20 protein-coding genes and 1 riboswitch are annotated in these 25,283 nt (G+C 60.4%); of the genes, 14 read left to right on the top strand and 6 right to left on the bottom strand.

Annotated features, from left to right (window positions below; all coding sequences use genetic code 11):
* Positions 1 to 11: 11 nt before the first annotated feature.
* A complete protein-coding gene (waaA, locus tag H8B20_RS18455; protein ID WP_210624132.1) occupies positions 12 to 1,286 on the top strand; it encodes a lipid IV(A) 3-deoxy-D-manno-octulosonic acid transferase in 1,275 nt (424 codons plus the stop codon).
* An 84-nt stretch (positions 1,287 to 1,370) separates the two neighbouring features.
* On the opposite strand, the gene H8B20_RS18460 is transcribed toward waaA, so the two are convergent.
* Entirely contained in the window at positions 1,371 to 2,804 is a 1,434-nt protein-coding gene (locus tag H8B20_RS18460; protein ID WP_115145951.1) for a TolC family outer membrane protein, read from the bottom strand.
* 196 nt (positions 2,805 to 3,000) lie between these two features.
* Positions 3,001 to 3,106, top strand: a riboswitch (TPP riboswitch).
* A 146-nt stretch (positions 3,107 to 3,252) separates the two neighbouring features.
* On the opposite strand from H8B20_RS18460, the gene thiC reads away from it, so the two are divergent.
* On the top strand, positions 3,253 to 5,142 hold the full coding sequence (thiC, locus tag H8B20_RS18465; protein ID WP_042557350.1) for a phosphomethylpyrimidine synthase ThiC: 1,890 nt from the start codon (positions 3,253 to 3,255) through the stop codon (positions 5,140 to 5,142).
* Between the two features lie 139 nt (positions 5,143 to 5,281).
* Positions 5,282 to 6,574 (top strand): putative hydroxymethylpyrimidine transporter CytX, encoded by a 1,293-nt coding sequence (cytX, locus tag H8B20_RS18470; protein ID WP_047299470.1) that lies wholly within the window; start codon positions 5,282 to 5,284, stop codon positions 6,572 to 6,574.
* Here cytX and H8B20_RS18475 read toward each other — a convergent pair.
* Positions 6,543 to 7,289 carry an RsiV family protein gene (locus H8B20_RS18475; RefSeq protein ID WP_042557352.1) on the bottom strand — a complete coding sequence of 249 codons (747 nt, stop codon included), beginning with the start codon at positions 7,287 to 7,289 and terminating at the stop codon, positions 6,543 to 6,545. The two genes, cytX and H8B20_RS18475, sit on opposite strands and share 32 nt — an antisense overlap.
* A 228-nt stretch (positions 7,290 to 7,517) precedes the next feature.
* Between H8B20_RS18475 and H8B20_RS18480 the strand changes: the two genes are divergently transcribed.
* The 10 genes from H8B20_RS18480 (at position 7,518) to H8B20_RS18525 (ending at position 18,303) form a co-directional block, all read left to right on the top strand.
* Positions 7,518 to 8,135, top strand: a complete 618-nt coding sequence (locus H8B20_RS18480; protein ID WP_115145950.1) for an NUDIX domain-containing protein — start codon at positions 7,518 to 7,520, stop codon at positions 8,133 to 8,135.
* Complete coding sequence (locus H8B20_RS18485) at positions 8,126 to 8,578, top strand: DUF1249 domain-containing protein (RefSeq protein ID WP_210624133.1); 453 nt, start codon at positions 8,126 to 8,128, stop codon at positions 8,576 to 8,578. Before H8B20_RS18480 ends, H8B20_RS18485 begins: the two co-directional genes overlap by 10 nt.
* A gap of 163 nt (positions 8,579 to 8,741) precedes the next feature.
* The gene (locus tag H8B20_RS18490) at positions 8,742 to 10,034 is read left to right on the top strand and encodes an FAD-dependent oxidoreductase (RefSeq protein WP_210624134.1); all 1,293 of its coding nucleotides are present in this window, start codon (positions 8,742 to 8,744) and stop codon (positions 10,032 to 10,034) included.
* Between the two features lie 80 nt (positions 10,035 to 10,114).
* Positions 10,115 to 10,930: a 3',5'-cyclic-AMP phosphodiesterase gene (gene cpdA, locus H8B20_RS18495; RefSeq protein WP_414704606.1), complete on the top strand. Its 816-nt coding sequence runs from the start codon at positions 10,115 to 10,117 to the stop codon at positions 10,928 to 10,930.
* Positions 10,931 to 11,076: 146 nt separating this feature from the next.
* Positions 11,077 to 11,685: a YqiA/YcfP family alpha/beta fold hydrolase gene (locus tag H8B20_RS18500; protein ID WP_210624136.1), complete on the top strand. Its 609-nt coding sequence runs from the start codon at positions 11,077 to 11,079 to the stop codon at positions 11,683 to 11,685.
* A 41-nt stretch (positions 11,686 to 11,726) separates the two neighbouring features.
* Entirely contained in the window at positions 11,727 to 13,631 is a 1,905-nt protein-coding gene (gene parE / locus H8B20_RS18505; protein WP_042557357.1) for a DNA topoisomerase IV subunit B, read from the top strand.
* Positions 13,631 to 14,620: an esterase-like activity of phytase family protein gene (locus H8B20_RS18510; RefSeq protein ID WP_210624137.1), complete on the top strand. Its 990-nt coding sequence runs from the start codon at positions 13,631 to 13,633 to the stop codon at positions 14,618 to 14,620. Before parE ends, H8B20_RS18510 begins: the two co-directional genes overlap by 1 nt.
* Positions 14,617 to 15,141 carry a retropepsin-like aspartic protease family protein gene (locus tag H8B20_RS18515; RefSeq protein ID WP_042557359.1) on the top strand — a complete coding sequence of 175 codons (525 nt, stop codon included), beginning with the start codon at positions 14,617 to 14,619 and terminating at the stop codon, positions 15,139 to 15,141. Before H8B20_RS18510 ends, H8B20_RS18515 begins: the two co-directional genes overlap by 4 nt.
* A 7-nt stretch (positions 15,142 to 15,148) precedes the next feature.
* Entirely contained in the window at positions 15,149 to 17,413 is a 2,265-nt protein-coding gene (gene parC / locus H8B20_RS18520) for a DNA topoisomerase IV subunit A (protein WP_047299474.1), read from the top strand.
* Positions 17,414 to 17,589: 176 nt separating this feature from the next.
* The gene (locus H8B20_RS18525; RefSeq protein ID WP_042557361.1) at positions 17,590 to 18,303 is read left to right on the top strand and encodes a PqiC family protein; all 714 of its coding nucleotides are present in this window, start codon (positions 17,590 to 17,592) and stop codon (positions 18,301 to 18,303) included.
* A gap of 354 nt (positions 18,304 to 18,657) precedes the next feature.
* Here the strand turns inward: H8B20_RS18525 and H8B20_RS18530 are convergent, their stop codons facing one another.
* Entirely contained in the window at positions 18,658 to 20,169 is a 1,512-nt protein-coding gene (locus H8B20_RS18530) for an AhpA/YtjB family protein (RefSeq protein WP_210624138.1), read from the bottom strand.
* 134 nt (positions 20,170 to 20,303) lie between these two features.
* On the opposite strand from H8B20_RS18530, the gene serB reads away from it, so the two are divergent.
* Positions 20,304 to 21,518 (top strand): phosphoserine phosphatase SerB, encoded by a 1,215-nt coding sequence (gene serB / locus H8B20_RS18535; RefSeq protein WP_047299476.1) that lies wholly within the window; start codon positions 20,304 to 20,306, stop codon positions 21,516 to 21,518.
* Between the two features lie 129 nt (positions 21,519 to 21,647).
* On the opposite strand, the gene H8B20_RS18540 is transcribed toward serB, so the two are convergent.
* The 3 genes from H8B20_RS18540 to rhdA all read right to left on the bottom strand — a co-directional run bounded on the left by H8B20_RS18540 (position 21,648) and on the right by rhdA (position 25,246).
* The gene (locus tag H8B20_RS18540) at positions 21,648 to 23,399 is read right to left on the bottom strand and encodes a molecular chaperone (RefSeq protein ID WP_210624139.1); all 1,752 of its coding nucleotides are present in this window, start codon (positions 23,397 to 23,399) and stop codon (positions 21,648 to 21,650) included.
* 152 nt (positions 23,400 to 23,551) lie between these two features.
* A complete protein-coding gene (gene asd / locus H8B20_RS18545; protein ID WP_210624140.1) occupies positions 23,552 to 24,412 on the bottom strand; it encodes an archaetidylserine decarboxylase in 861 nt (286 codons plus the stop codon).
* Between the two features lie 18 nt (positions 24,413 to 24,430).
* Positions 24,431 to 25,246 (bottom strand): rhodanese-like domain-containing protein, encoded by an 816-nt coding sequence (rhdA, locus tag H8B20_RS18550; RefSeq protein WP_210624141.1) that lies wholly within the window; start codon positions 25,244 to 25,246, stop codon positions 24,431 to 24,433.
* Between the last annotated feature and the right edge of the window lie 37 nt (positions 25,247 to 25,283).

A 25,283-nucleotide genomic window follows, 5' to 3' on the forward strand; every position in this document is an offset into this window, starting at 1 on the left:
ACTCCGCCGCCATGAATAGAACTCTCTACACCGCGCTGTTTTACCTGGGGCTGCCATTGGTGGCGATTCGGCTATGGCTGCGGGCGCGCAGGGCGCCGGCGTATGCCAAGCGCATTGGCGAACGTTTCTCTTACGCGATGCCAGCGCTGCAACCCGGCGGCATCTGGGTACACGCGGTGTCGGTGGGCGAAAGCATCGCCGCCGCGCCGATGATCCGCGCGTTGCTGCAACGTTATCCACAGCTGCCGATCACCGTGACCTGCATGACGCCGACCGGCTCGGAGCGGATTCAGGCACTGTTCGCCACCGAGCCGCGCATCCAGCATTGCTACCTGCCCTATGACTTGCCATGTGCAGCGGCGCGCTTCCTTGATCGCGCACAGCCGAAACTGGCCGTGATCATGGAAACCGAACTGTGGCCCAACCATATTCATCAGTGCGCCCAACGCGGCATCCCGGTGGCGCTCGCCAACGGACGATTGTCCGAACGGTCGGCCAAGGGTTATGGCCGCTTCAGCAAACTGACCGCGCCGATGCTCGCCGAGATGAGTTTTTTTGCCGTGCAGACCGAGGCCGAAGCTCAGCGCTTCCGCGATCTGGGTGCGCGTCCGGAGACCGTCGAAGTCACTGGTTCGATCAAATTCGACCTGACCATCGACCCGCAATTGCTGCAACGCGCCGCCCAATTGCGTGGCCAGTGGCAGGCGCTGGAGCGACCGCTGTGGATCGCTGCCAGCACCCATGAAGGCGAGGATGAAGTGGTGTTGAACGCCCATCGGCGTTTGTTGGCCAATCATCCGGATGCGTTGCTGATTCTGGTACCGCGTCACCCGGAGCGCTTCAACTCGGTGTTCGAACTGTGTCAGCGCGAAGGTTTTGCCACACTGCGTCGTTCGACCGCCGCCAATGTCGATGCGCAAACTTCGGTGCTGCTCGGCGACACCATGGGTGAGCTGCTGTTTCTCTACGCCTTGGCCGACAGCGCCTTTGTCGGCGGCAGCCTGGTGCCGAATGGCGGACACAATTTGCTGGAGCCCGCCGCACTGGCGAAACCGGTGATCAGCGGCCCGCACCTGTTCAACTTCCTCGACATCGCCGCGCAGTTGCGCGAGGCCGGGGCGTTGGTTGAAGTGGATGACGCTCAAGGGCTGGCGGTGCAAGTGCAGCGCCTGTTCGAGTTGCCGCGCGATGCGCAGCGCATGGCCGACGCCGGGCTGGCGGTGATGCGCCGCAATCAGGGCGCGTTGCAGCGATTGCTGGATGGCTTGGGCAGACTGATCAAATAAAGCAAAAAGATCGCAGCCTTCGGCAGCTCCTGCATGGAAATGCATTCCAATGTAGGCGCTGCCGAAGGCTGCGATCTTTTGCTTTTAAGGGCGGGCCCTGAGCTGCGCCTCGGCAGCCTTGGCCAGATCCGGCGGCAGGAAATCCTTGTCCGGGTTGTAATCGGCCTTCAGGTAACGGCGCAGATCCTCCAGATCACCCGGGTTCAATGTCCCCGCGGCCTGCTTCAAGCGCAGGTTGTCGAGGATGTAGTCATAACGCGTGTTGTTGTAGTTGCGCACCGAGGTATACAACTGGCGCTGCGCATCGAGCACGTCGACGATGTTGCGCGTGCCCACCTGATAACCGATTTCCGTGGCTTCCACCGCGCTCTGGTTTGAGATGATCGACTGGCGACGCGCCTGCACCTGCTCGACGTCGGTGTTCACCGCGCGGTGCAGGTTGCGAGTGTTTTCGACGACTTGCCGGCGCAGGGCTTCGCGCTGCTGCTCGGTTTGGTCAAGCCGCGAGTAGGACTCACGCACCTGGGAGCTGGTCAGCCCGCCGCTGTAAAGCGGAATGTTCAGTTGCAGGCCCAGCGTGCTTTGCTCGACGTTGCCACCGTAGGGTGTGCCAAAGGCGTTCGGGTTGGCGAAACCGAGGGCGTCGTTGTCACCTTTTTCGTACTTGGCCACGGCATCAAGGGTCGGCAAGTGGCCGGCCTTGCGCTGTTTCAGGGTCTGTTCGGCGGAGCTGACAGCGTAGTTGCTGGCGAGCAGATTGAGGTTCTGTCGGGCGGCGGTGTCGACCCACGACTTGGCGTCGTTCGGCGCCGGCGGCAGGATCGGCAGCGTATGGACAATGCCCTGAATCGAGTTGTACTGGCGGTTGGTCAGGGTGATCAGCGCTTCGAACGCATCATCGACCTGACGCTGCGCGACGATCCGGTTGGCGCGCGCGGTGTCGTAGCTGGCTTGCGATTGCAGCACGTCGGTCTTGTCCGACAGGCCGACGTCGAATCGCTCGTTGGACTGGTCGAGCTGGCGCTTGAACGCGGCTTCTTCAGCCTTGGTCGAGGCCAGGTTGTCCTGGCTGCGCAGCACGTTGAAGTAGCTCTCGGCCGATTGCAGGATCAGGTTCTGCTCGGTGGCCGACAGTTGCAGCGCGGCTTGTTCGTTGACGTCTTTGGCAGCCTGGTACTGGAACCAGCGATCGGCGCGGAAAAGCGGCTGAGCCAGGGTCGCCTGATACGAGTGAGCGCTGCGGTTGGCGATGGCTGAAGGCTGGTCAAGCGAAGTGCGCACGTCAGCGACTTCGGCGCCACCGGACAGATTCGGCAGCAATCCGGCGCGAGCCTGCGGTACCACTTCTTTCTGTGCACCGTACTGGGCGCGGGCAGCGGCCAGGTCGGCGTTGTTGTCGACCGCTTCCTGATAGACGCTGACCAGATCGGTTTTGGTCGACAAGGGCGCTTCTGCTGCCCAGGCCATTGCGTTGGACGCACAAGACACGGCAAGAGCCAGTGAAAGTTTGCGCAGCATGAGGCGATCCCTAGCATGAATATTATGGAAGTAATCCGGGCGCCAAAGGTAAGGCGCACCCCCCGTAGCGTCAAGGCTCGGCGGGGCAGAGCGAGTGTAGTTGCGCCTGCGTTCGGCAACAATCCGTTAATTGCGCCATTCATCATGGTGTTTGCCGCGGTGTTGGCGTTCTTTGCCGGTTGTGTCTAGACTGGCCGGGTTCTTGTCGGGGTGCCTTGCTATGAGGCTGAGATCGAATAATTTCGGATCCCGTTGAACCTGATCAGGTTAGCGCCTGCGTAGGGAACAAGATTTCTCGTCACCCGGCGAGTCCTCTTGTGCTTCGTCCGGGAAATTGTTCGACAATCGAACGCTCGACGACGATGCACAGCACCAGTCCTGGTGCGTCCGTGCCTTTCAGGTTCTGCTCCGACAATCCACTGCCTGGATGATGTCTGGAGAGCCCGTGATGACTACAAAACCAAAAAACGCGATCAACCTGAGTGACTCGGCCAAGGTCGACGAGCAATCGGTCAAGCCGTTCACCCGTTCGCAAAAAGTCTACGTTCAGGGTTCGCGCCCGGACATCCTCGTGCCGATGCGCGAAATCAGTCTCGACGTGACCCCGACCGACTTCGGCGGCGAGATCAACGCGCCGGTCGTCGTGTACGACACCTCGGGCCCGTACACCGATCCCAACGTCATCATCGATGTGCGCAAAGGCCTGGGCGATGTGCGTTCGGCGTGGATCGAATCCCGTGGCGATACCGAGCGCCTGCCTGGCTTGAGTTCCAATTTTGGCCAGGAACGCCTGGCCGACGCCGAGCTGACCAAACTGCGCTTTGCCCACGTGAACAACCCGCGCCGCGCCAAGGCCGGGGCCAACGTCAGCCAGATGCACTATGCGCGCAAAGGCATCATTACTGCCGAGATGGAATACGTCGCCATCCGCGAAAACATGAAGCTCGAAGTGGCTCGCGCCGCCGGCCTGCTGGACCAGCAACACGCCGGGCACAGCTTCGGTGCCAGCGTGCCGAAAGTCATCACCCCTGAATTCGTTCGAGAAGAAATTGCCCGTGGTCGCGCGATCATTCCGGCCAACATCAACCACACCGAACTGGAGCCGATGATCATCGGCCGTAACTTCCTGGTGAAGATCAACGGCAACATCGGCAACAGTGCTTTGGGTTCGTCCATTGAAGAAGAAGTGGCGAAACTGACCTGGGGCATCCGCTGGGGTTCGGACACGGTGATGGACCTGTCCACCGGCAAGCACATTCACGAAACCCGCGAGTGGATCATCCGCAACTCGCCGGTGCCGATCGGTACCGTGCCGATCTACCAGGCGTTGGAAAAAGTGGGCGGCGCCGCTGAAGACCTGACCTGGGAGTTGTTCCGCGACACGCTGATCGAGCAAGCCGAGCAGGGCGTCGACTACTTCACCATCCACGCCGGCGTGCTGTTGCGCTATGTGCCGCTGACCGCCAAACGTGTGACGGGCATCGTTTCCCGTGGCGGTTCGATCATGGCCAAGTGGTGCCTGGCGCACCACAAAGAGAACTTCCTCTACACCCATTTCGACGAAATCTGCGAAATCATGAAGGCCTACGACGTCAGCTTCTCGCTGGGCGACGGCCTGCGTCCGGGCTCGATTGCCGACGCCAACGACGAAGCGCAATTCGGCGAGCTGGAAACCCTCGGCGAGCTGACCAAGATCGCCTGGAAGCACGACGTGCAGTGCATGATCGAAGGCCCGGGCCACGTGCCGATGCAGTTGATCAAAGAGAACATGGACAAGCAGCTGGAATGCTGCGACGAAGCGCCGTTCTACACCCTTGGCCCGTTGACCACTGACATCGCGCCGGGCTACGACCACATCACCTCCGGTATCGGTGCGGCGATGATCGGCTGGTTCGGTTGCGCCATGCTTTGCTACGTGACGCCGAAGGAGCACTTGGGTCTGCCGAACAAGGATGACGTGAAGACCGGGATCATCACCTACAAGATCGCCGCGCATGCAGCGGACTTGGCCAAGGGGCACCCGGGCGCACAGATCCGCGACAACGCCTTGAGCAAGGCGCGTTTCGAATTCCGTTGGGAAGACCAGTTCAACCTCGGCCTCGATCCGGATACCGCGCGTTCGTACCACGATGAAACCTTGCCGAAAGACTCGGCCAAGGTCGCGCATTTCTGCTCGATGTGCGGGCCGAAATTCTGCTCGATGAAGATCACTCAGGAAGTCCGCGAATACGCGGCCAACCAGCGGATCGAAGCGGTCGACGTGGACGTCGCCCAAGGCCTGGCGGAACAGGCTGAGCGGTTCAAGAAGGAAGGCAGTCAGCTGTACAAAAAGGTTTGATCTGACCTGAAAGGGTGGGCCTGCAAGAGCCCCTTCGCGAGCAGGCTCGTTCCCACTTTGGAATGCATTCAAATGTGGGAGCGAGCCTGCTCGCGAATGCGATCAACACAACAACAAATGTCCCTCTGAGATAACACCCTTGAGCATTCAACCCGGTACCTACTCCCCCGATCTCGCCGTGCCCGCCGACAGGCGTGTATTCGGCGGTCGCGATCTGTTTTCCCTGTGGTTCTCCCTCGGCATCGGCCTGATGGTGCTGCAGACCGGCGCATTGCTCGCGCCGGGTCTGGGCTTGTCCGGTTCGCTGCTGGCCATTTTCCTCGGCACGCTGGTCGGCGTTTTGCTGCTGGCGGCCGTCGGCGTGATCGGCAGCGACACCGGTCTGTCTTCGATGGCTGCACTCAAACTCAGCCTCGGCAGCAAAGGTGCGAGCTTGCCGGCGCTGCTCAATCTGCTGCAACTGATCGGTTGGGGCTCGTTCGAAATCATCGTCATGCGTGATGCGGCCAGCCTGCTCGGCACCCGCGCATTCAGCGAAGGTTCGCTGTGGTCCAATCCGGTGTTGTGGACGCTGTTCTTCGGCGCTCTGGCAACCCTGCTTGCCGTCAGCGGGCCGCTGACGTTTGTCCGGCAGATCCTGCGCAAATGGGGGATCTGGCTGCTGTTGGCTGCGTGCCTCTGGCTGACCTGGAACCTGTTCGCCAAGGCGGATCTGACGGCGCTCTGGGCGCGTGCCGGTGACGGTTCGATGCCATTCGCCGTGGGCTTCGACATCGCCATCGCCATGCCGCTGTCGTGGCTGCCGCTGATCGCCGACTACTCGCGTTTCGGCAAGCGTGCGAAGAACGTTTTCGGCGGCACTGCCGTCGGTTTCTTTATCGGCAATTTCTGGCTGATGAGCCTTGGCGTCGCCTACACCCTGGCGTTCGCGCCGAGCGGTGAAGTCAATGCGTTGCTGCTGGCACTGGCCGGTGCCGGGTTGGGTATTCCGCTGCTGCTGATCCTGCTCGACGAATCGGAAAACGCCTTCGCCGACATTCATTCGGCAGCGGTGTCCAGCGGGATTCTGTTGCGCCTGAGAGTCGAGCATCTGGCGCTCGCCATCGGCGTCATCTGCACGCTGATCGCACTGCTGGCGCCGTTGGCGCAATACCAGAATTTCCTGCTGCTGATCGGCTCGGTGTTTGCGCCATTGTTCGGCGTGGTGCTGGTGGATCACTTCATCCTGCGCAAGCGCCGGGGGCAGGTCGCATCAGCCGCGTTGCGCTGGCCGGCGTTGTTGGCGTGGCTGGGGGGTGTCAGCACCTATCACTTGCTGGCGAATCTGTATCCGGACATCGGCGCCACCCTGCCGGCGCTGGTGCTGGCAGGGCTGCTGCAATTTGTGCTCGGTCGGGCCTTCAGTTACGGCCGGGAAACAGCTCAGGCTTGAGAATGCCGTTCAGACGTGGATAAGGGATCTTCAGTTCGACGTGGCCCAGCGCGTAAGGCGCGATGGTGCTCACTTCGTACTTGAGGATCACCCCGCCGTAGGTCAACGCCACGTGCGGGGTTTTCACGAATGGCCAGCTCTTGACGAACTCGGGCTCCTGATCGAGCTTGGTGCTGATCAGCCAGCTGTTGTGCGCCACTTGCGCAGCCTTCCAGAACGCCTCTTCCTGCCCCGGCATCAGCATGTCGGACAGGTTCAGCACTTTGTGCTGCTGGCGCGAATAGTTGATGAAACCGCGACCCGGTGTGCCATGGGCGCCACCGGTGTCGAGGTAGCTCGACAATTCGATGATCACCAAGCCGTCATGCTGCTCACGTACTTTCGCTTGCAGATAGCTGCTGTTGCGCGGGCCGGCGTTGGCCAGGAACTGCTCGCGATAGGCCGCCAGCGTCGGTGCAACAGGCGCGCCCGGCTCGGTGCGGGTCATCTGCAGCAGGCGTTTTTCGATGATCGGGTCCAGCGCGGGCTCTGCCGGGAAACGCAGGGTGTCGATGTTCACCAGTGGGCAATCAGGGGTGGAACATCCCGGTTTCAGCTGTTCCGACGCATCACGGGTGGTTTCCAGCGGCGTGCGATAGTTGGGCTGGAACAGGCTCGCGCACGCGCCCAGGGTCAGGGCAATGGCGGCCACGGAGGCAATTTTGAAAAGCGACATGGGCGTCCTTTCGAAAGCAGGGGAAGGCAAAAAGTTACCGCTTCGACTCTCAACGAAGCAGTCAGTTCGCCACTAAGCTAATTAGAGTGGGTTTCGCCGCCACCGTCCATCCCGATGACGGTAAAGGGGCTGCATCAAACGGTACGGGCGCGTTAGGATGGCGCGAAGTCGAGGTTGCCAGTCAGGATAAGCAACCTCGTAATGGATTCGCAGTAAACGAGGATGCTCATGACTGATTTTGCCAACGCCATTCCGACCGCCGTCGACATCGTGCGCCGCGAGAGCTGCTATCAGGGCTTCTACAAGCTCGACCGTGTGCACCTGCGCCATGAGCTGTTCGCCGGCGGCATGAGTCGCGAGATCAATCGTGAAGTGTTCGTGCGTCACGATGCCGTGTGCGTGCTGCCGTACGATCCGCAGCGCGACGAAGTGGTGCTGATCGAGCAGTTTCGCGTCGGCGCGATGGGCAAGGCTGACAATCCGTGGCTGGTAGAACTGGTCGCTGGTCTGATCGACAAGGATGAACAACCGGAAGAAGTTGCTCACCGCGAGGCGCAGGAGGAAGCTGGGCTGGACATCAAGGCCCTGTGGCCGATGACCAAATATTTCCCGTCACCGGGCGGCAGCAACGAGTTCGTGCATCTGTATCTGGGGCGTTGCAGCACCGATGGCGTTGGCGGCCTGCATGGGCTGGAGGAAGAGGCAGAAGATATCCGCGTCACGGTCTGGGCCTTTGAAGATGCCTTGCAGGCCGTCCGTGACGGACGCATTGCCAACGCGGCGAGCATCATCGCTTTGCAGTGGCTGGCGCTCAATCGCGCCGAAGTGAGGGGGTTATGGTTGTAAACAAGCTGCGCGATCGTTATCGAGTCGACCTCGTGGGGCTACAGGCTGCCTGCGAGGCCAACTACGCGCGCCTGATGCGACTGGTGCCGGACATGCGCAACGAGCCCGAGGCGCGGCGCATCGCCGTGACTCAGGGCGAGCAGATGCTCGGCGTACTGGCCCTCGAAGTGCTGCAAACCTGCCCGTATACAACCACGTTGCAGGTGCGCCAGGAGCACAGCCTGCCGTGGCTGCCGGTGCCGCAACTGGAAGTTCAGGTCTATCACGACGCGCGTATGGCTGAAGTGATCAGCGCCGAACATGCACGACGCTTTCGCGGCATCTATCCTTACCCGAACGCAGCGATGCATCAGCCCGATGAAAAAGCTCAGCTGAATCTGTTCCTGGGGGAATGGCTGAGTCATTGTCTGGCGCTGGGGCACGAATACGCCGCTGTGCGCTAGTGCTGCAATTCGATACGTTCATCCTTGTGTTCTTGTAGGAATATTCTGTAAGCGCCGCGGAATGCTCTCTCTGTGCAGCGCCTCTGTAATGGGCACCGATCTCCTTCCTCTAGTGGGCCGCAGCCATCGCATGCCGCGAGGCTCCACGAAAGGGAACGCCGTAATGAAGATTGCAGTTGTCGGGGCTGGCTGGAACGGGGCTCATTGTGCATTGGAGTTGGTAACCGCGGGTCATCAAGTCGTATTGCTCGATAAGCATCCGGATATTTTTCAGGGCGTTTCCGGTGATTTCGGGATACGTCTGCACAAAGGCCCTCACTACCCGCGCTCCAGAAATACAAGAGAGAGCTGCCTGGAAGTGTTTGATCGCTTTCGTGAGACTTATCCTGAACTGGTCGTGACTCACGACTCGGCGATTTACGCGCAAGGCACGAGGGACGCGCTGGGTAATCGCTCCAAGGTCAGTAACGATGCTTTTGCTCATGTATGCCACGAGTCGCCGGAGTGCCGCGAGGTGGACCTGAGCTCCAGTGCCTTCGCTGGGCTGGAATCAGCGTTCGATCTCGATGAGCCGAGTGTGGTGCTGGGTGATCGATTGCGCAGTTATTTTCGCGAAAGGCTGGCGGTAGCGGGTGTTCAGATACACAGCGGATTTTGCGTCGAGAAAATAGTCCGTAAGGCGAACCAGAGCCTTGTATACAGGGATGACGGCAGTGTTCTGGCGTTTGATCTGGTGATAAACACGACCGGGTTCCAGTCATTGCTTCCAGCGCACTTTGAGCGGGATTTTCCTTTCGATGTAGAGGTGGTCTACCAGCCTTGTCTTGCGTTGTGCTACCAGGATCGGCAGCCGAGTGAAAAGCTGTTCTCATTTATCGTAATGGACGGCTGGTTCCCATGCCTGATGCCGGCTATTACAAGCCAGGGAAGTTTTCCGGCGAACTACATCCTGACGCATGGCAGCTACACCATCATGGGTTCTTTCCCCACGGTCGCCCAGGCTGATTCGCTGCTGGAAGGGCTGACGGATGAGTTTGTCGCCGCGAAGGTCAAGGCGTTTGCCGAAGCTGAAATGTGTCGATTCTGGCCTGAGTTTTCTCGCCGGTTTCACTACACCGGCTGGAAAGGTTCGGTAATGGCCAAATTGAAAACGCGTTCCGAATTCCGCAGCGCCGTCACTTTCGAAAATGAGGGCGTCATTTACGTTTTTCCCGGCAAGATCAGCAATGTCTTCAATGCGGCTGATGAGGTGCTGGCGCTGATCGCCAATCGCTCCAGTATCGAAAAAAACGGTTTCAGATATGCGGCACAGGGCGTGCTGGACATCGCGCACTGCGAAATGACGCAAAAGCCCGAGTTTGGTGAGCAGAACACCTGTAATTTGCAGACCTACACCCAACTAGGTGGACGAAAACAGGCGAGTCAGCCTCAAACAGTAGAAGCTACATGTCATTAGTGTGAACTCTCCCGCGTCTCCAGGTTTGCTCAGATGCAAGCCTGCAACCATAATCGACTACCTTTTGCTGATATTCATTTGTGCCGAGCATGCCTACTTTGCCCACTGATGCCACCGTTATGTTGGTGCAACTATCCGACAGCCATCTGTTCGCCGAGACGAACGGCACGCTGTTGGGCATGAACACCCGTGACAGCCTGCAAAAGGTCATCGAGTTGGTCCTGGGGCAGCAGCCACGGATCGATCTGATGCTGGCCACCGGGGACATTTCCCAGGACGGCACGCTGGAGTCCTATCAGCAGTTTCGTGAAATGACCGCGCAGATCGATGCGCCGGCGCGCTGGATTCCCGGCAACCACGACGAACCGATGATCATGGCTGAGGCCGCCGTGCAAAGCGCGTTGCTCGAATCGGTGGTCGATCTCGGCAACTGGCGTGTGACGATGCTGGATTCGGCGGTACCGGGTTCGGTGCCGGGGTATTTGCAGGACGATCAGTTGCAACTGCTGGCCCGCTCGTTGAGCGAAGCGCCGGAGCGTCATCATCTGGTGTGTTTTCACCATCATCCGGTGTCGATCGGTTGTGCGTGGATGGAGCCGATTGGTTTGCGCAATCCAGAGGCGTTTTTCGAAGTGCTGGATCGTTTTCCGCAGGCGCGGGCGGTGCTGTGGGGGCATGTGCATCAGGAAATCGACCGCGAGCGCAATGGCGTGCGGCTGATGGCATCGCCTTCGACCTGCATTCAGTTCGAGCCGGGGAGTGAAGACTTCAAGGTCGGTGAGCAGGCACCGGGGTATCGCTGGTTGCGGTTGTTGCCGGATGGACGGCTGGAAACCGGCATTGAGCGCGTGACTGATTTCGCCTTCACCGTCGACTACGGCTCCAACGGGTACTGAGAGCGAATCAACAGCCCCTCACCCCAGCCCTTTTCCCGAGGGTGAGGGTCGCCCCTGCTGAATGACCAATTTCTCGAAACCACCCCCAATCCGCTCTTCGCTCCCTGTAAACTCCGCAAACCCAAACCGACACCCAGGGAGCTCAAATGTTCGGTTCGATCCTCTATATCCACGGTTTCAACAGCGCTCCGACCTCGAAAAAGGCCTGTCAGCTGGTGGCAGTGATGGAACGGATGGGTTTGAGCGAGCAATTGCGTGTTCCGGCCCTGCATCACCATCCGCGTGAAGCCATCGGTCAGTTGGAACAGGCGATTGCCGAGCTAGGCCAGCCGTTGCTGGTGGGAAGCTCACTCGGCGGCTACTATGCGACTCACCTGGCCGAGCGCCATGGCTTGAAAGCCCTGCTGGTCAACCCGGCGGTCAGCCCGCACCGGATGTTCGACGGCTATCTGGGCACGCAGAAAAACCTGTACACCGATGAAACCTGGGAATTGACCCACGACCACGTTGCGGCCCTGGCCGAGCTGGAAGTGCCGGCGCCCCAGGATGCGCAGCGTTTTCAGGTCTGGTTGCAGACCGGCGATGAAACATTGGATTATCGCCTCGCCCAGCAGTATTACCGCGCCTGTGCCTTGCGCATCCAGGCCGGCGGCGACCACAGTTTCCAGGGTTTCGCCGGGCAATTGCCGGCGTTGCTGAGTTTTGCCGGCATTGGCGCCGATTTGTATCAGGCAATCGATTTCACCGCACTGTGAAGTCTTGCCCCTATTTCATGAATGACTGACGACGAGACCCTATGGCCACTCCCAGCGCTAGCTCTTATAACGCCGACGCCATCGAAGTCCTCTCGGGCCTCGACCCGGTGCGTAAACGCCCCGGCATGTACACCGACACCAGTCGGCCGAACCACCTCGCCCAGGAAGTCATCGACAACAGCGTCGACGAAGCCTTGGCCGGCCACGCCAAATCGGTGCAGGTCATCCTGCACGCCGACCACTCGCTGGAAGTCAGCGACGATGGCCGCGGCATGCCGGTCGACATCCACCCTGAAGAAGGTGTGTCGGGTGTTGAGCTGATCCTCACCAAGCTCCACGCGGGCGGCAAGTTTTCCAACAAGAACTACCAGTTCTCCGGCGGTCTGCACGGGGTGGGTATTTCCGTGGTCAACGCCTTGTCGACCGAAGTCCGGGTGCGCGTGAAGCGTGATGGCAACGAGTACCAGATGACGTTCGCCGATGGCTACAAGGCCACCGAACTTGAAGTCGTCGGCACCGTTGGCAAGCGCAACACCGGCACCAGCGTGTATTTCGCGCCGGATCCGAAGTATTTCGATTCACCAAAATTCTCCATCAGCCGCCTCAAGCACGTGCTCAAGGCCAAGGCTGTGTTGTGCCCGGGCCTGCTGGTCAGCTTTGAAGACAAAGGCACCGGCGAGAAAATCGAGTGGCATTACGAAGACGGCCTGCGCTCCTATCTGGTCGACGCTGTCAGCGAGTTCGAACGCCTGCCGAACGAACCGTTCTGCGGCGCTTTCGCCGGTAATAAAGAAGCGGTCGATTGGGCATTGCTGTGGCTGCCGGAAGGTGGCGACGCGGTGCAGGAAAGCTATGTCAACCTGATCCCGACGGCGCAGGGCGGTACCCACGTCAACGGTCTGCGTCAGGGTCTGCTCGATGCGATGCGCGAATTCTGCGAATTCCGCAGTCTGCTGCCGCGCGGCGTGAAGCTGGCGCCGGAAGACGTCTGGGAGCGCATTGCCTTCGTTCTGTCGATGAAGATGCAAGAGCCGCAATTCTCCGGCCAGACCAAAGAGCGTCTGTCGTCCCGTGAAGCGGCGGCGTTTGTCTCCGGTGTGGTCAAGGACGCGTTCAGCCTGTGGCTCAACGCCAACCCGGAAACCGGCCTGGCGCTGGCCGAACTGGCGATCAACAACGCCGGCCGTCGCCTCAAAGCGAGCAAGAAAGTCGAGCGCAAACGCGTCACCCAGGGGCCGGCACTGCCGGGCAAACTGGCCGACTGCGCCGGGCAGGACCCGATGCGTTCCGAACTGTTTCTGGTCGAAGGTGATTCCGCCGGCGGTTCCGCCAAGCAAGCGCGGGACAAGGAATTTCAGGCGATTCTGCCGTTGCGCGGCAAGATCCTCAACACCTGGGAAGTCGACGGCAGCGAAGTGCTCGCCAGTCAGGAAGTGCACAACATTGCCGTGGCCATCGGTGTCGATCCAGGCTCGGCCGACATCGCCCAGCTGCGCTACGGCAAGATCTGCATCCTCGCCGACGCCGACTCCGACGGTCTGCACATCGCAACCTTGCTCTGCGCGTTGTTCGTCCAGCATTTCCGCCCGCTGGTGGACGCCGGTCACGTCTACGTCGCGATGCCGCCGCTGTACCGCATCGACCTGGGCAAAGAGATCTACTACGCCCTCGACGAGGCTGAGCGTGACGGCATTCTCGACCGTCTGGTGGCCGAGAAGAAACGCGGCAAGCCACAGGTCACCCGATTCAAAGGTCTGGGTGAAATGAACCCGCCGCAACTGCGTGAAACCACCATGGACCCGAACACTCGGCGTCTGGTGCAGTTGACCCTGGAAGACTTCGACGCGACCTCGGAAATGATGGACATGCTACTGGCGAAAAAACGCGCCGGTGATCGCAAATCCTGGCTGGAATCCAAAGGCAACCTGGCCGAGGTTCTTGGTTGATGCGGGTTGGCTTTGCCCTGGCGTGTGCGTTACTCCTGACCTCTGTTTCGGCGCTTGCCGAGCCGGTGCCGGAGTTGCGCGTGCTGTCCGAGCATCCGGTAGACGGCATGCGCGGCGGCAACCTGTCGGGGCTGGCGCAGTGTGGCAACGAGTTGTGGGCGGTGTCCGATCGCGACGATGATCAGATCTATCGCCTTGATACGCGGCAAACCACCTGGCAGGCCGAAACCGTGCACATCGACGTGCCTGAGTTACCCGAGACCGGGCTGCCCTGGGGTTTGCGTTCGCGCAACTGGGCGGCGTCATTCGTGCGCGGCGGCGATCTGGATTTCGAAGGCATCAGTTGCGACAGCGCCGGCAATCGCTACATCGTCAGCGAGGGGCATTCGGCGGTTTTGCAACTGCCTGTGAGCGGCCCGGCGAACTGGCTGAAGATCTCGCCGATTGTGGTTCGCGAAGCGCGAGCCAAGGGCATGTTGCAGAAATTCAACGCGATATTCGAAGGTCTGGCGATCAATCCGGCGGGGGATCAGATGTGGTTGGCTGCCGAGCGCCAAAGCCGTGGCTTGCTGTTGATCAAACGCCAGCAGACGGTGTGGGATTGCGACGGTCGCTGTGTGCTGCTGAGCGAAGGCGGCAAGGAAATGCAGCCGGCGCAGTTTCCCAATGCCAAAGCGGTCGACCGGGATTTTTCCGACCTGTCATTTTTCGACGGCAAGCTGTTCACCCTCGAGCGCAACGCCTTTCAGATTTGCCGTCGCGATCCGCTGACGGCCAAGGTCGAGCGCTGCTGGTCGTATGCCGCCGAACTGTTGCAGGAAAATCGCCGTTATTCACAGGACTATGGGCTGGAAGAAGCGTTGATCGTCGATGCCGACGGTGCGTGGATTGGCGTCGACAATAATTTCGGCCCGCGTGCCGATGGCGAGAACCGCCCAATTGTCTGGCGCTTCGCAGCGCCGGAAGGTGGCTGGAGCGCCAAGCCATGAGCCAGCAACCGCCGGGCAAGCGCGCCGGTCGGGTGCTGATGATTCTGGCCTGGTGCGCAGCGCTGTTTCTGGCCACGCGGTTTTTTGGCCAGTGGGAACAACGCCAACAGAATCCGAACGTCGTCGTGAGTTCGGAACAGGGCGCAGGATTTATCGAAGTGAAACTGGCGAGCAATGCCCAAGGGCATTTTGTCGCCAGCGGTCAGATCAACGGCGAACCGGTGGAGTTCATGCTCGACACCGGCGCGACCGATGTCGCGATCCCGGCGGATCTGGCCAAACGTTTGAAGCTGGAAGAAGGTTTCGGTGTGACCCTGAGCACGGCCAATGGCCTGAGCCAGGGCTATCGTACAAAAATCGCTCGCCTGCAACTGGGCGACATCGTGTTGCGGGATGTCCGCGCACTGGTGGCGCCGGGGTTGCATGGTGATCAGGTGCTGCTCGGAATGAGCGCCCTGAACAAACTTGAATTTACTCAGCGCGGTGGCACCATGCTGCTGCGCCAGACAACGAACCGATGAGGCCTGCATGAGCAATCCCCTTGATCTTAGCCTGGACGGTGTTGAACGCCGCTCGCTGGCTGACTTCACCGAAAGTGCCTACCTCAACTACTCCATGTACGTGATCATGGACCGTGCCCTGCCGCATATCGGTGACGGCCTGAAACCGGTGCAGCGGCGGATCATCTACGCGATGAGCGAGTTGGGGCTGGACGCCGATTCCAAGCACAAGAAATCGGCGCGTACCGTCGGCGACGTGCTCGGCAAGTTCCACCCGCATGGTGACTCGGCGTGCTACGAAGCGATGGTGCTGATGGCCCAGCCGTTCAGCTATCGCTACACGCTGGTCGACGGTCAGGGCAACTGGGGTGCGCCGGATGATCCCAAATCCTTCGCCGCCATGCGTTACACCGAAGCGCGTCTGTCGCGATATTCCGAAGTGCTGCTCAGCGAACTGGGCCAAGGCACCGCGGACTGGGGCCCGAACTTCGACGGCACCCTGCAGGAGCCGCTGGTGTTGCCGGCGCGCCTGCCCAACATTCTGCTCAACGGCACCACCGGTATCGCCGTGGGCATGGCCACCGACGTACCGCCGCACAACCTGCGCGAAGTCGCGACCGCGTGCGTGCGCTTGCTCGATGAGCCCAAAGCCACGGTCGAACAGCTCTGCGAACACATTCAGGGCCCGGATTATCCGACCGAAGCGGAAATCATCACACCGCGCGCCGACCTGCTGAAAATGTACGAAACCGGCAAGGGCTCGGTGCGCATGCGCGCCGTGTACCACGTCGAGGACGGCGACATCATCGTCACCGCGCTGCCGCATCAGGTCTCCGGGGCCAAAGTGCTGGAGCAGATCGCCGGGCTGATGCAGGCCAAACCGTCGAAAGCGCCGCAGATTGCTGACCTGCGTGACGAATCCGACCACGAAAACCCGTGCCGCATCGTGATCATTCCGGTCAACAGCCGCGTCGATCACGAAGCACTGATGCAGCATCTGTTCGCCAGCACCGAGTTGGAGTCGACCTACCGGGTCAATGTCAACATCATCGGTCTGGATGGCAAGCCGCAGCTGAAAAACCTGCGCGCATTGCTGGTCGAATGGCTGGAATTTCGCGTGCAGACCGTGCGTCGTCGCCTGCAATTCCGCCTCGACAAAGTCGAGCGTCGTCTGCACCTGTTGGACGGTTTGTTGATTGCCTACCTCAACCTGGATGAAGTGATCCACATCATCCGTACCGAGGAACACCCGAAAGCCAAGCTGATCGAGCGTTTCGCCCTCAGCGAAATCCAGGCCGACTACATTCTCGACACGCGTCTGCGGCAATTGGCGCGACTGGAAGAGATGAAGCTGCGCGATGAGCAGGACGAACTGCTCAAGGAACAAGCCAAGCTGCAAGCCCTGCTGGGCAGCGAAGCCAAGCTGAAGAAACTGGTGCGCACCGAGCTGATCAAGGATGCAGAGACCTATGGCGACGACCGCCGCTCGCCAATCGTCGAGCGCGCCGAAGCCAAAGCGCTGACCGAGCACGATCTGCTGCCAAACGAGAAAGTCACCGTGGTGCTCTCGGAAAAAGGCTGGATCCGTTCTGCCAAGGGGCACGACATCGACGCCACCGGCCTGTCGTACAAGGCTGGCGACGGCTTCAAGACCTCGGCGGCGGGGCGTTCCAACCAGTCTGCCGTGGTGATTGACTCCACCGGCCGCAGTTATTCGGTTGCCGCACACACCTTGCCGTCGGCTCGCGGCCAGGGCGAACCCTTGACCGGTCGTCTGACACCGCCGCCGGGTGCGACGTTTGAATGCGTGCTGATGCCCGAAGACGATGCGCTGTATGTCATCGCCTCCGACGCCGGGTATGGTTTCGTGGTTAAAGGTGAAGACCTGCAAGCCAAAAACAAGGCCGGTAAGGCGCTGTTGAGCCTGCCGAACAACGCCAAGGTCATCGCGCCGCGTCCGGTGGCTGATCGTGAGAACAACTGGCTGGCCTCGGTCACGACCGAGGGTCGCCTGCTGATCTTCAAAATCAGCGATCTGCCACAATTAGGGAAGGGCAAAGGCAACAAGATCATCGGTATTCCCGGTGAGCGTGTCGCCAGTCGCGAAGAATATGTAACGGACATCGCCGTCATTCCGGAAGGCTCGACCTTGGTATTGCAGGCCGGAAAACGCACGTTGTCGCTGAAGGCCGATGACCTCGAACACTACAAAGGTGAGCGTGGGCGTCGCGGTAACAAGCTTCCGCGTGGCTTCCAGCGAGTGGATGCGCTGCTCGTCGAAAACCTCAATTAGGCGTCCTAGAGAGCTCGATCTACGATTTAACGCGTAGATCGACGCTTTGGCGCTGGAGTCGGAACGCATATTCACGGATGATATGGCCTTTCAAGCGCCGGCGTGGCCGAGCGTTCTTCATATTTATTGAGTATTTTCACTGTGGTCAGCTTTGTGGCGGCCACCTGGACGGGATGATGACTGCGCTGCGCCTTCCAATTATTTTGTTACTCGCCGGCGTTCTTGGCCTGGCGGGTTGCAGCGTTCACCAGCCGGTGTCGCTCTATCAACTGGACAGCGGAAGTCCGGTTCAGCCTGCGCAAAGCGCGGGCATGGCGGTTTTGTTGGGCCCGGTAGTCGTAGCCGATTACCTGCAACGTGAAACCCTGCTGCAACGTCAACCGGATGGCAGTCTGCAAGCAGCGACCGACGGTCGTTGGGCTGGCAGCCTTTCGTCGGATATTGATCAGTTGCTGATGCGTCAGGTTGCCGGTCATCTGGACAGCCAGCGTGTCGTGCTAGCACCGGCCACTGGCGGGTTTACCCCGGATGTGCAGGTGTTGCTGACTATCACGCGTCTGGACTCCGGTGCGAAACAACCGGCGATTCTCGATGCGCAATGGCGCTTGATCGACCGTCGCGGCAAGGTGCGCGATAACCGCATCGTTCATCTGCAAGAGTTGCATGCGGGCAGCACGGCGTCGCAGGTAAAGGCTCAAGGCATTCTGTTGCAACGTCTGGCCGAGCAACTGTCGGTAGCGCTCAAGCCATTGGCCAATCAGCCTCCTGTGGCAGAAGTACCGCGTAAAGCGGCGCAGAAACCGGCAGCGCGGGCCGACGAAGCCGAGAAGCAGCCGAAGATCCCGATGGCATCGCCGATTCGTACAGACATGGAAGTGTTTCGCTTCTAAGGCTGGATCGAGTCAAGACAGAGCCCGCCCTTGTGCGGGCTTTGTTGTGTCTGGGGTTCTGTAGAAGATCAAAAGCCTCTCACCCTAACCCTCTGCCAGAGTGAGAGGGGACTGACCGAGGTGTCTTTCGCCATGCATCGACCTGAAAGACCCCGCCGATAATTGATCTGACAAGCGAAGTCAGGGTCGATAGTGGATTCGGTGCGATACGTTCAGGTCGGCGGATATGTCGAGCATCCCCCAATCAGTCCCCTCTCCCTCTGGGAGAGGGTTAGGGTGAGGGGCTTTTATAGGGCAACAAAAAGCCCGCAGACAATCACTCGTCTGCGGGCTTTTGCGTATCAGGGCTAGGGCTTAAGACCGACGCTCATGCATCCGCGCCAGTTGCCGCTCCAGCATCGATGGATAAGGCTCCATCAACCGCTCGACACAGCAAGCGCCCTCAGGGCTGGCTATCGGCCGGATCCGCGCACGCTGGCGGATCAGCGCGTCATCACTGATCTTGCGCTCGACCAGCAGCAGGTTGCGGCTGTGTTGCGACAGGGCCAGGGCATCCTGCGCCGAATCAGTCAGCAGCAGATCGATCTGACTCAAACCGAACAATTCATCGCCAAGGGTCAGGCCCAGTTGCAATTGCAGCGTGATGCCGCTGTCGGCGACTTCGATTTGCAACTGATGACCCAGTGCGCGCAGCAACTCGCCGCAGCAAATCGCGTTGGTCAGGTAGTCGTCGCCGCTGTCTTCGGTGTGGAACAGCATCAGCGTGCTGCCGTCGTTCAGGGTTTCGATTTCGCCCTGGTACAACGAAGCGGCTTGATCCAGGCAGTCGCGGTAGCGCGCCTGCAATTCTTCCAGACGTGCCCTAGGCAAACGGCGCAGTTGCTCTTGCGAGCCCAATTGCACCGCCAGCACTGCCGTGTGTTGCGGTACGTTCGGCGTTGCTTTGCGCACGGCCGGTTGCGCGACGGCAGTCAAAGACTCGTCGCGCAGGTCGGCGAACGCGTCGTCGTCATCATCGTCTTCGACGGTGCTGACCACATGGCGCGGAGCAGGCTTGTGCGCGGCCAACGGGCGGGTTTCGTCAAAGCTCGGGTCGCGCAGATTGCGTACTTCGAACTCCGGTTCGTCTTCTTCGTCCTCGAACTCAGGTTCCGGCTCAGGCTCGGGCGCAGGTTCCGGCGCGTAGTTGGCGTGCAGTTGCCGCGCCAGATCGCCAATTTCATCCTGACGCTCTATGCCCGGCGTGTGCTCGTCGATCCGGCGCAGCCAGACGCGTAATTGCAGCAATGGTGTGGACAGATAACGACCCATGCGCAGACTCAAGGCCAGCGACAGCGCCAACAGAATTGCACTGAGAATGCCCATGCTCTGCAAGCTGATGGTCATTGGCTGCTGGAACTGATCCATGTCCAGGCTGATGCGCAGTTGCCCGGCCGTCACGTCCTGGAAAGTGATCTTGCTCTCGTACATGCCCTCGGCTTCGCCTAACAGGCTGTGCTTGGGGCGCTGGCCGGATTCGGCGAGGATGCGGTTATCCACGCTATAGATAGCCGCGTGGGCCACCAGTTTGTTCTTGGTCAGATTATTGAGCAGCACGTTAAGGCTGAGGATGTCGTTGGACACCAACAGCTCCGTGGCGGAGGTGGCGGTCTGCGTGGTCAGGCTTTCGCCCAGCGCATCGGCCTGCTCGTGCATGGCCTGCTTGAATTGCAAACCCATCACGCCGGCATAGATCACCAGGGCCAGAGCGACCAGGATCACGTTATGGCTGGCAATGCGCAATGCTATCGGTACACGGCGGTGGCGCAGTGCACGGAAGATCAGCAGGAAGAAGTTATCGGTTTTGACTGGCGTAGGCCGGTTCACTGAGCTCGGCTCTTTTGTCCGTGAAGTTGACGCGCAGTATAGCGACAGGCCCTAGACCGGCAAAGCGCTCGCTGTGCCCGATGGTCACTGAAAGTGGGTAGAATGCGGTTTTTTTCCAGTTGCGGGGGTGCGCGTTGCGCGAAATCGTCCTGATTAACATCACGGGAGTCGACCGTCCTGGTCTGACGGCGGCCATTACGGGTGTTCTGGCCCAAGGTGGCGTGAACATTCTCGACATCGGTCAGGCGGTGATCCACGACACCCTGTCGTTCGGCATCCTGGTTGAAATTCCCGACTCCGAGCAAGGCAAATCCGTGCTCAAGGACATCCTGTTCAAGGGCTACGAGCTCGACCAGCAGGTGCGCTTCACTCCGGTGTCCGAAGAGGATTACCAGCAATGGGTGGGCAATCAGGGCAAGAAACGCCACATCGTCACCCTGTTGACCCGCAAAGTGACGGCCGGCCAATTGCAGGCTGTCAGCTCGATCACGGCCAAATACGGCCTGAACATCGATCACATCGACCGTCTGTCGGGTCGCATGCCGCTGGACACCCCGGCCGACAAGGGAAAGGGCTGCATCGAGTTCTCCGTGCGTGGCGAAGCGGCCGATCCGCAGGCCTTGCGTGCCGAGTTTCTCAGTGTCGCGCACGAATTGAACGTCGACATCGCTTTCCAGGAAGATTCGCTGTTCCGTCGCAACCGTCGTCTGGCGGTGTTCGACATGGACTCGACACTGATCGAAGCCGAAGTCATCGACGAACTCGCCAAGGCGGCCGGCGTTGGCGAGCAGGTTTCGCAGATCACCGAGCGCGCGATGGCCGGCGAACTGGATTTCCGTGCCAGTTTCAAGGAGCGTCTGGCTTTGCTCAAAGGCCTCGACGTCAGTGTGCTCGATTCGATCGGTGCTTCGCTGCGCCTGACCGAAGGTGCCGAAACCCTGTTCGCCGAACTCAAGCGTCTGGGCTACAAGACCGCCATCCTGTCGGGCGGCTTCACCTATTTTGCCAAGCAATTGCAGGCCAAACTCGGCATTGATTACGTGTTCGCCAACGAGCTGGAAGTGGTCGACGGCAAGTGCACCGGCGTGGCGATCGAGCCGATTGTCGATGCGCAGCGCAAGGCTGATCTGCTGAGAGAGTTGGCGCATAAGGAAGGTCTGCGTCTGGAGCAGACCATTGCGGTCGGCGACGGCGCGAATGACCTGCCGATGCTGGCGATTGCCGGGTTGGGTGTGGCGTTCCGCGCCAAGCCGCTGGTGAAGCAGTCGGCGAAACAGGCGATCTCCACGCTTGGGCTGGACGGTGTCCTGTACCTGCTGGGCTTGCGCGATCGCGACGGACAGCTGTGAGTTCTCGATAACCTGAGCGGGCCCCTTCGCGAGCGGGCTCGCTCCCACATTGGATCTGTTTCGTTCAAAAGTTTCCTGTGGGAGCGAGCCTGCTCGCGAAGGCTGCACCGCCGATTTATCGTCGAATACCTAAAGCGACTTCCAGAGAGAATCAAAATCCTCCTCGCTCCCGCCATTTTGCGCAGGCTCCAGCGAGCGATAAGCAAACTGATTGAAGCTGTGCGTACTCGCCACCCGTCGGTCCAGCCCGGCGCAGTGTTCCTCGCCATGGGTGTTGATCAGCACTTTGCTGCCTTCTTGAAACGGCAAGCGTGGTGCCAGTAACGTGGCTGGCAGATCGATCGCGCTGATCTGCGGCAACAGCAATCCACGTAAGTATTGGCTGTGATCGTCCCGCGAGCGCACCAGTTGCAGGCCGCACGGCTCGGCATGCGGCGCCACCAGTTCGATGCCCATCTGCGTACCACTGCCGCGCACCTGACGAATCCAGCGAATCACCGCAATGCTCCAGCCAAGACTCACGCTGTCCTGAATCCCGAGCATTTCCCCGGCCTGTAATTCGGCGGGCGCTTCTTGCGGCCAGCCCAGGCAATACCCGCCGGGGCTGTGATTGATCACCGGCAACGCATAAGTCGGGTAGTGCGTCGTGCTGTCGGTGCTGGTTTCGTCCTCGAGCAGACGGTCGTACTGGATTTCTTCGTAGGGTAAAAACTCGTCAGCCTTGCTCTGCGGCGCGGCGTCGAACGCCTGGCTCCAACTGTCCTTTTCACCCTTGGCGACGACGCTGCTGAAGTTTGCGGCACGGGTGCCAGGATGTTTCAGCAGATCGCTGAACGTACGCTCGCCACCCAGGAAGAAGTGCAGGGCGCTCATGCCGACGCACACGGTCAGGCTGCCCTGACCCACGGTGCGCTGAAAACTGCGCTCGGCCGCCTGACCCCAGGTCGCGTGCAAATGTTGCAGGGTGTCGAAACTGAGCCCCGACGGGACGGGCAACGGCGTCGAGGTGTCCTGGCGCAGCAGTTGCGCTTCGATGGCATTCACCAATAGCTGAGGATCAAAGCCGAGCAGTCCGGCCTTTTGCTCGCTGCGGAACATATTGCGATAGCGCGGACCGGCGTCGATTTCTGCGCTGACCGCAAACAAGCCATCGTCGGGGCTGCCGGGGTGGAGCTTGAGCAGCGCACTCCACGACTCCAGGATTTCCGCGAGCCGCGCGATCTGGTTCTGGCGCAGTTGATTGCAGCGGGCACTGCCCAATAACAAAGTGGCGATGTAAGTCTGTTCGACGCTCAGTTCGGTTGTCAGGCTGGCGAGATCATCGTGTACGCGACGTTGTTGCAGCTGCAACGCGCACGCGGTGCGATACAGCTGATGCAGTTCGAACCACAGATGCTCCGGCGGCGAACTGTATAACTGCGTCGCGCGCACCAGTTGTCCTTTGAGCGCATGGGTCGCCCGTTGCAGGGCGAGGCTGAGCAATGCCGCACGGTCCTTGCTGTATTTCGGCGCGATGCGCAGGACGATCTGCTTGTAGCCGATGGCCAGATGACTTTGCAGTGCCTGACACAGGTTGCTGACCTTGCGTGAGCGCTCGTCGAGCATGATCGCCTGATGCAGAAAGTGCCGCTCCAGATGCTGGCAGACGAAATACACCTCGGGCCGCAGCAGCTCGAGCAGTTGCAGGCGATTGTCGCTGGGGGTCAGCAATTGGTTGAGTTCGCCGAGGCCTTGGTACAACTGACGGGCCGTTTCGCCGATGTTGGCCTTGGGCAGGCCGGCGATCCAGCGCTTGAGATCGCGCGTAGTGGCTTCGCAAAACGACAGGCGCGTTTGCGTCGGGGTAGTGGCGCGTAGCTGGGGGGAAATGGTCTGGCTCATGCCAAAAACCATAGCAGCAAAAATTGGGGTCTGTCGCTACGGCGAACACTGTAGGAGCTGCCGAAGGCTGCGATCTTTTGATTTTGTATTAAAACCAAGATCAAGAGATCGCAGCCTTCGGCAGCTCCTACACGGCGCGGTGTTTCGTCGGATCAGGCTTTCGGCAGTGCCAGACCCTGGCCCATCTGTACTGGCGAACCGGCAACCAGTGGTTCAGCCCACTTCACTTGATCTGGGCCGAACAGCACGATCGCGGTAGAACCAAGCTTGAAGCGACCCAGTTCCGCGCCTTTTTCCAGATGAATCGGCGCACGGGCGGCTTCGTCGTAGCGGAAGGTTTTCAGCTCACGCTTCGGCGGCGTGACCAGGCCAGCCCACACAGTTTCGATCGAAGCAACGATCATTGCGCCCACCAGCACGACAGCCATCGGCCCGCGCTCGGTGTCGAAAATGCACGCCACACGCTCGTTGCGGGCGAACAGCTCCGGAACGTTTTCGGCGGTGGTCTGGTTGACCGAGAAGATCCGGCCCGGGATATAAACCATTTCACGCAGGGTGCCGGCCAGCGGCATGTGCACGCGGTGGTAGTCCTTGGGCGACAGGTAGATGGTGGCGAAGTCGCCGCCCATGAACGGCGCGGCATTGGCCGCGTCACCGCCGAGCAGTTCCAGCACGCTGAAGCTGTGGCCCTTGGCCTGGAACACGCGACCGTGTTCGATCGGGCCGAGTTGGCTGACCGCACCGTCGGCCGGGCTGAGGACCGCGCCCGGGGTTTCGTCCAGCGGCCGTGCGCCGTCTTTCAGGGCACGGGTGAAGAAGGCGTTGAAGTGCTCGTAAGCGGTCACGTCTTCAACCAGCGCCTGCGACATATCGACTTGATAGCGCTTGGCGAACCAGGTGGTGAAAGCATTTTTGAACCAGCGCACGCGGCACTCGGCAATGCAGCCGGCCAGGCGCGACAGCAGGTGATGAGGCAGCAGGTATTGGCTGAGGATAAACAGACGCTCTTTCATTAGTTGTCCTTAAAAACCTTAAATCTCGACTGGCGTGTCAGGGTGGTTGCCCCATTCGCCCCAGGAACCGGCGTAGCCTTTGACCCGCGGATAACCGAGGGACTTGGCCACCAGATAGGTGAAGCCCGACCGGTGATGGGTCTGGCAGTGGGTAATGATTTCTTTGTCCTTGGTGATCCCCAGGTCTTCGAGGATCTGCGGCATGTCAGTGCGAATGCGCAACTGCCGCGCCTTGTCCATGCCGGCAGTCCACTCGAAATTGACCGCGCCGGGAATATGGCCTGCCTTGGCAGCCAAAACCTTCTCGCCGGAATACTCCAGCGGCCCGCGTGCATCCCAGATCGCCAGATCGGTAGCGCCAAGGCGGCTTTGCAGGTATTCGCGAGTGGCGGTCGGCTCTTCATGCAGGGTCAGGGCGACCGGGCCACCGACGGCGGGTGGCACCTGGATCGACATCGGCGAACCTTCCGCCAGCCAAGCCGGCAGTCCGCCATCAATATAGTGGTACTTGTCGTGTCCGATCACGTCGAGCAGCCAGATGAAGCGCCCGGCCCAGCCACCGCCCTCGTCGTCATAGACCACGTAGACCGCGTCCTTGCGGTGGCCCAGCTCACCGAACAGCGCTTCCAGATCGGCTTTCCCCGGCAGCAGCCCCGGCGCCGGCGTGTGGCCGAGCTGGGTGCGTTTCGGATCGACAAAGCGTGCGCCGGGCAGATGACCCTCGGCATAGCGGGCGGGACTGGTCAGGTCCACCAGGATGAGTTCGCTGGCATCGAGACGAGGGAGCAGGTCGCTCGGTTCGATAACGAGCGGCAAGCCAGAGAAGTCAGACATGTGAGGTCTCCAGAGCACAAAGGGGGGGATTGTAGCG

Source organism: Pseudomonas sp. P42 (genome assembly GCF_017973755.1).
GTDB lineage: Bacteria > Pseudomonadota > Gammaproteobacteria > Pseudomonadales > Pseudomonadaceae > Aquipseudomonas > Aquipseudomonas iridis.

Excerpts from the sequence above, each read along its gene's own strand:
- rhdA (WP_210624141.1), bottom strand. The coding sequence starts at position 25,246 with ATGTCTGACTTCTCTGGCTTGCCGCTCGTTATCGAACCGAGCGACCTG.
- asd (WP_210624140.1), bottom strand. The coding sequence starts at position 24,412 with ATGAAAGAGCGTCTGTTTATCCTCAGCCAATACCTGCTGCCTCATCAC.
- H8B20_RS18525 (WP_042557361.1), top strand. The coding sequence starts at position 17,590 with ATGACTGCGCTGCGCCTTCCAATTATTTTGTTACTCGCCGGCGTTCTT.
- H8B20_RS18500 (WP_210624136.1), top strand. The coding sequence starts at position 11,077 with ATGTTCGGTTCGATCCTCTATATCCACGGTTTCAACAGCGCTCCGACC.
- H8B20_RS18510 (WP_210624137.1), top strand. The coding sequence starts at position 13,631 with ATGCGGGTTGGCTTTGCCCTGGCGTGTGCGTTACTCCTGACCTCTGTT.
- waaA (WP_210624132.1), top strand. The coding sequence starts at position 12 with ATGAATAGAACTCTCTACACCGCGCTGTTTTACCTGGGGCTGCCATTG.
- H8B20_RS18490 (WP_210624134.1), top strand. The coding sequence starts at position 8,742 with ATGAAGATTGCAGTTGTCGGGGCTGGCTGGAACGGGGCTCATTGTGCA.
- H8B20_RS18460 (WP_115145951.1), bottom strand. The coding sequence starts at position 2,804 with ATGCTGCGCAAACTTTCACTGGCTCTTGCCGTGTCTTGTGCGTCCAAC.
- parC (WP_047299474.1), top strand. The coding sequence starts at position 15,149 with ATGAGCAATCCCCTTGATCTTAGCCTGGACGGTGTTGAACGCCGCTCG.
- H8B20_RS18475 (WP_042557352.1), bottom strand. The coding sequence starts at position 7,289 with ATGTCGCTTTTCAAAATTGCCTCCGTGGCCGCCATTGCCCTGACCCTG.
- H8B20_RS18540 (WP_210624139.1), bottom strand. The coding sequence starts at position 23,399 with ATGAGCCAGACCATTTCCCCCCAGCTACGCGCCACTACCCCGACGCAA.
- H8B20_RS18480 (WP_115145950.1), top strand. The coding sequence starts at position 7,518 with ATGACTGATTTTGCCAACGCCATTCCGACCGCCGTCGACATCGTGCGC.
- H8B20_RS18485 (WP_210624133.1), top strand. The coding sequence starts at position 8,126 with ATGGTTGTAAACAAGCTGCGCGATCGTTATCGAGTCGACCTCGTGGGG.
- H8B20_RS18515 (WP_042557359.1), top strand. The coding sequence starts at position 14,617 with ATGAGCCAGCAACCGCCGGGCAAGCGCGCCGGTCGGGTGCTGATGATT.
- thiC (WP_042557350.1), top strand. The coding sequence starts at position 3,253 with ATGACTACAAAACCAAAAAACGCGATCAACCTGAGTGACTCGGCCAAG.
- parE (WP_042557357.1), top strand. The coding sequence starts at position 11,727 with ATGGCCACTCCCAGCGCTAGCTCTTATAACGCCGACGCCATCGAAGTC.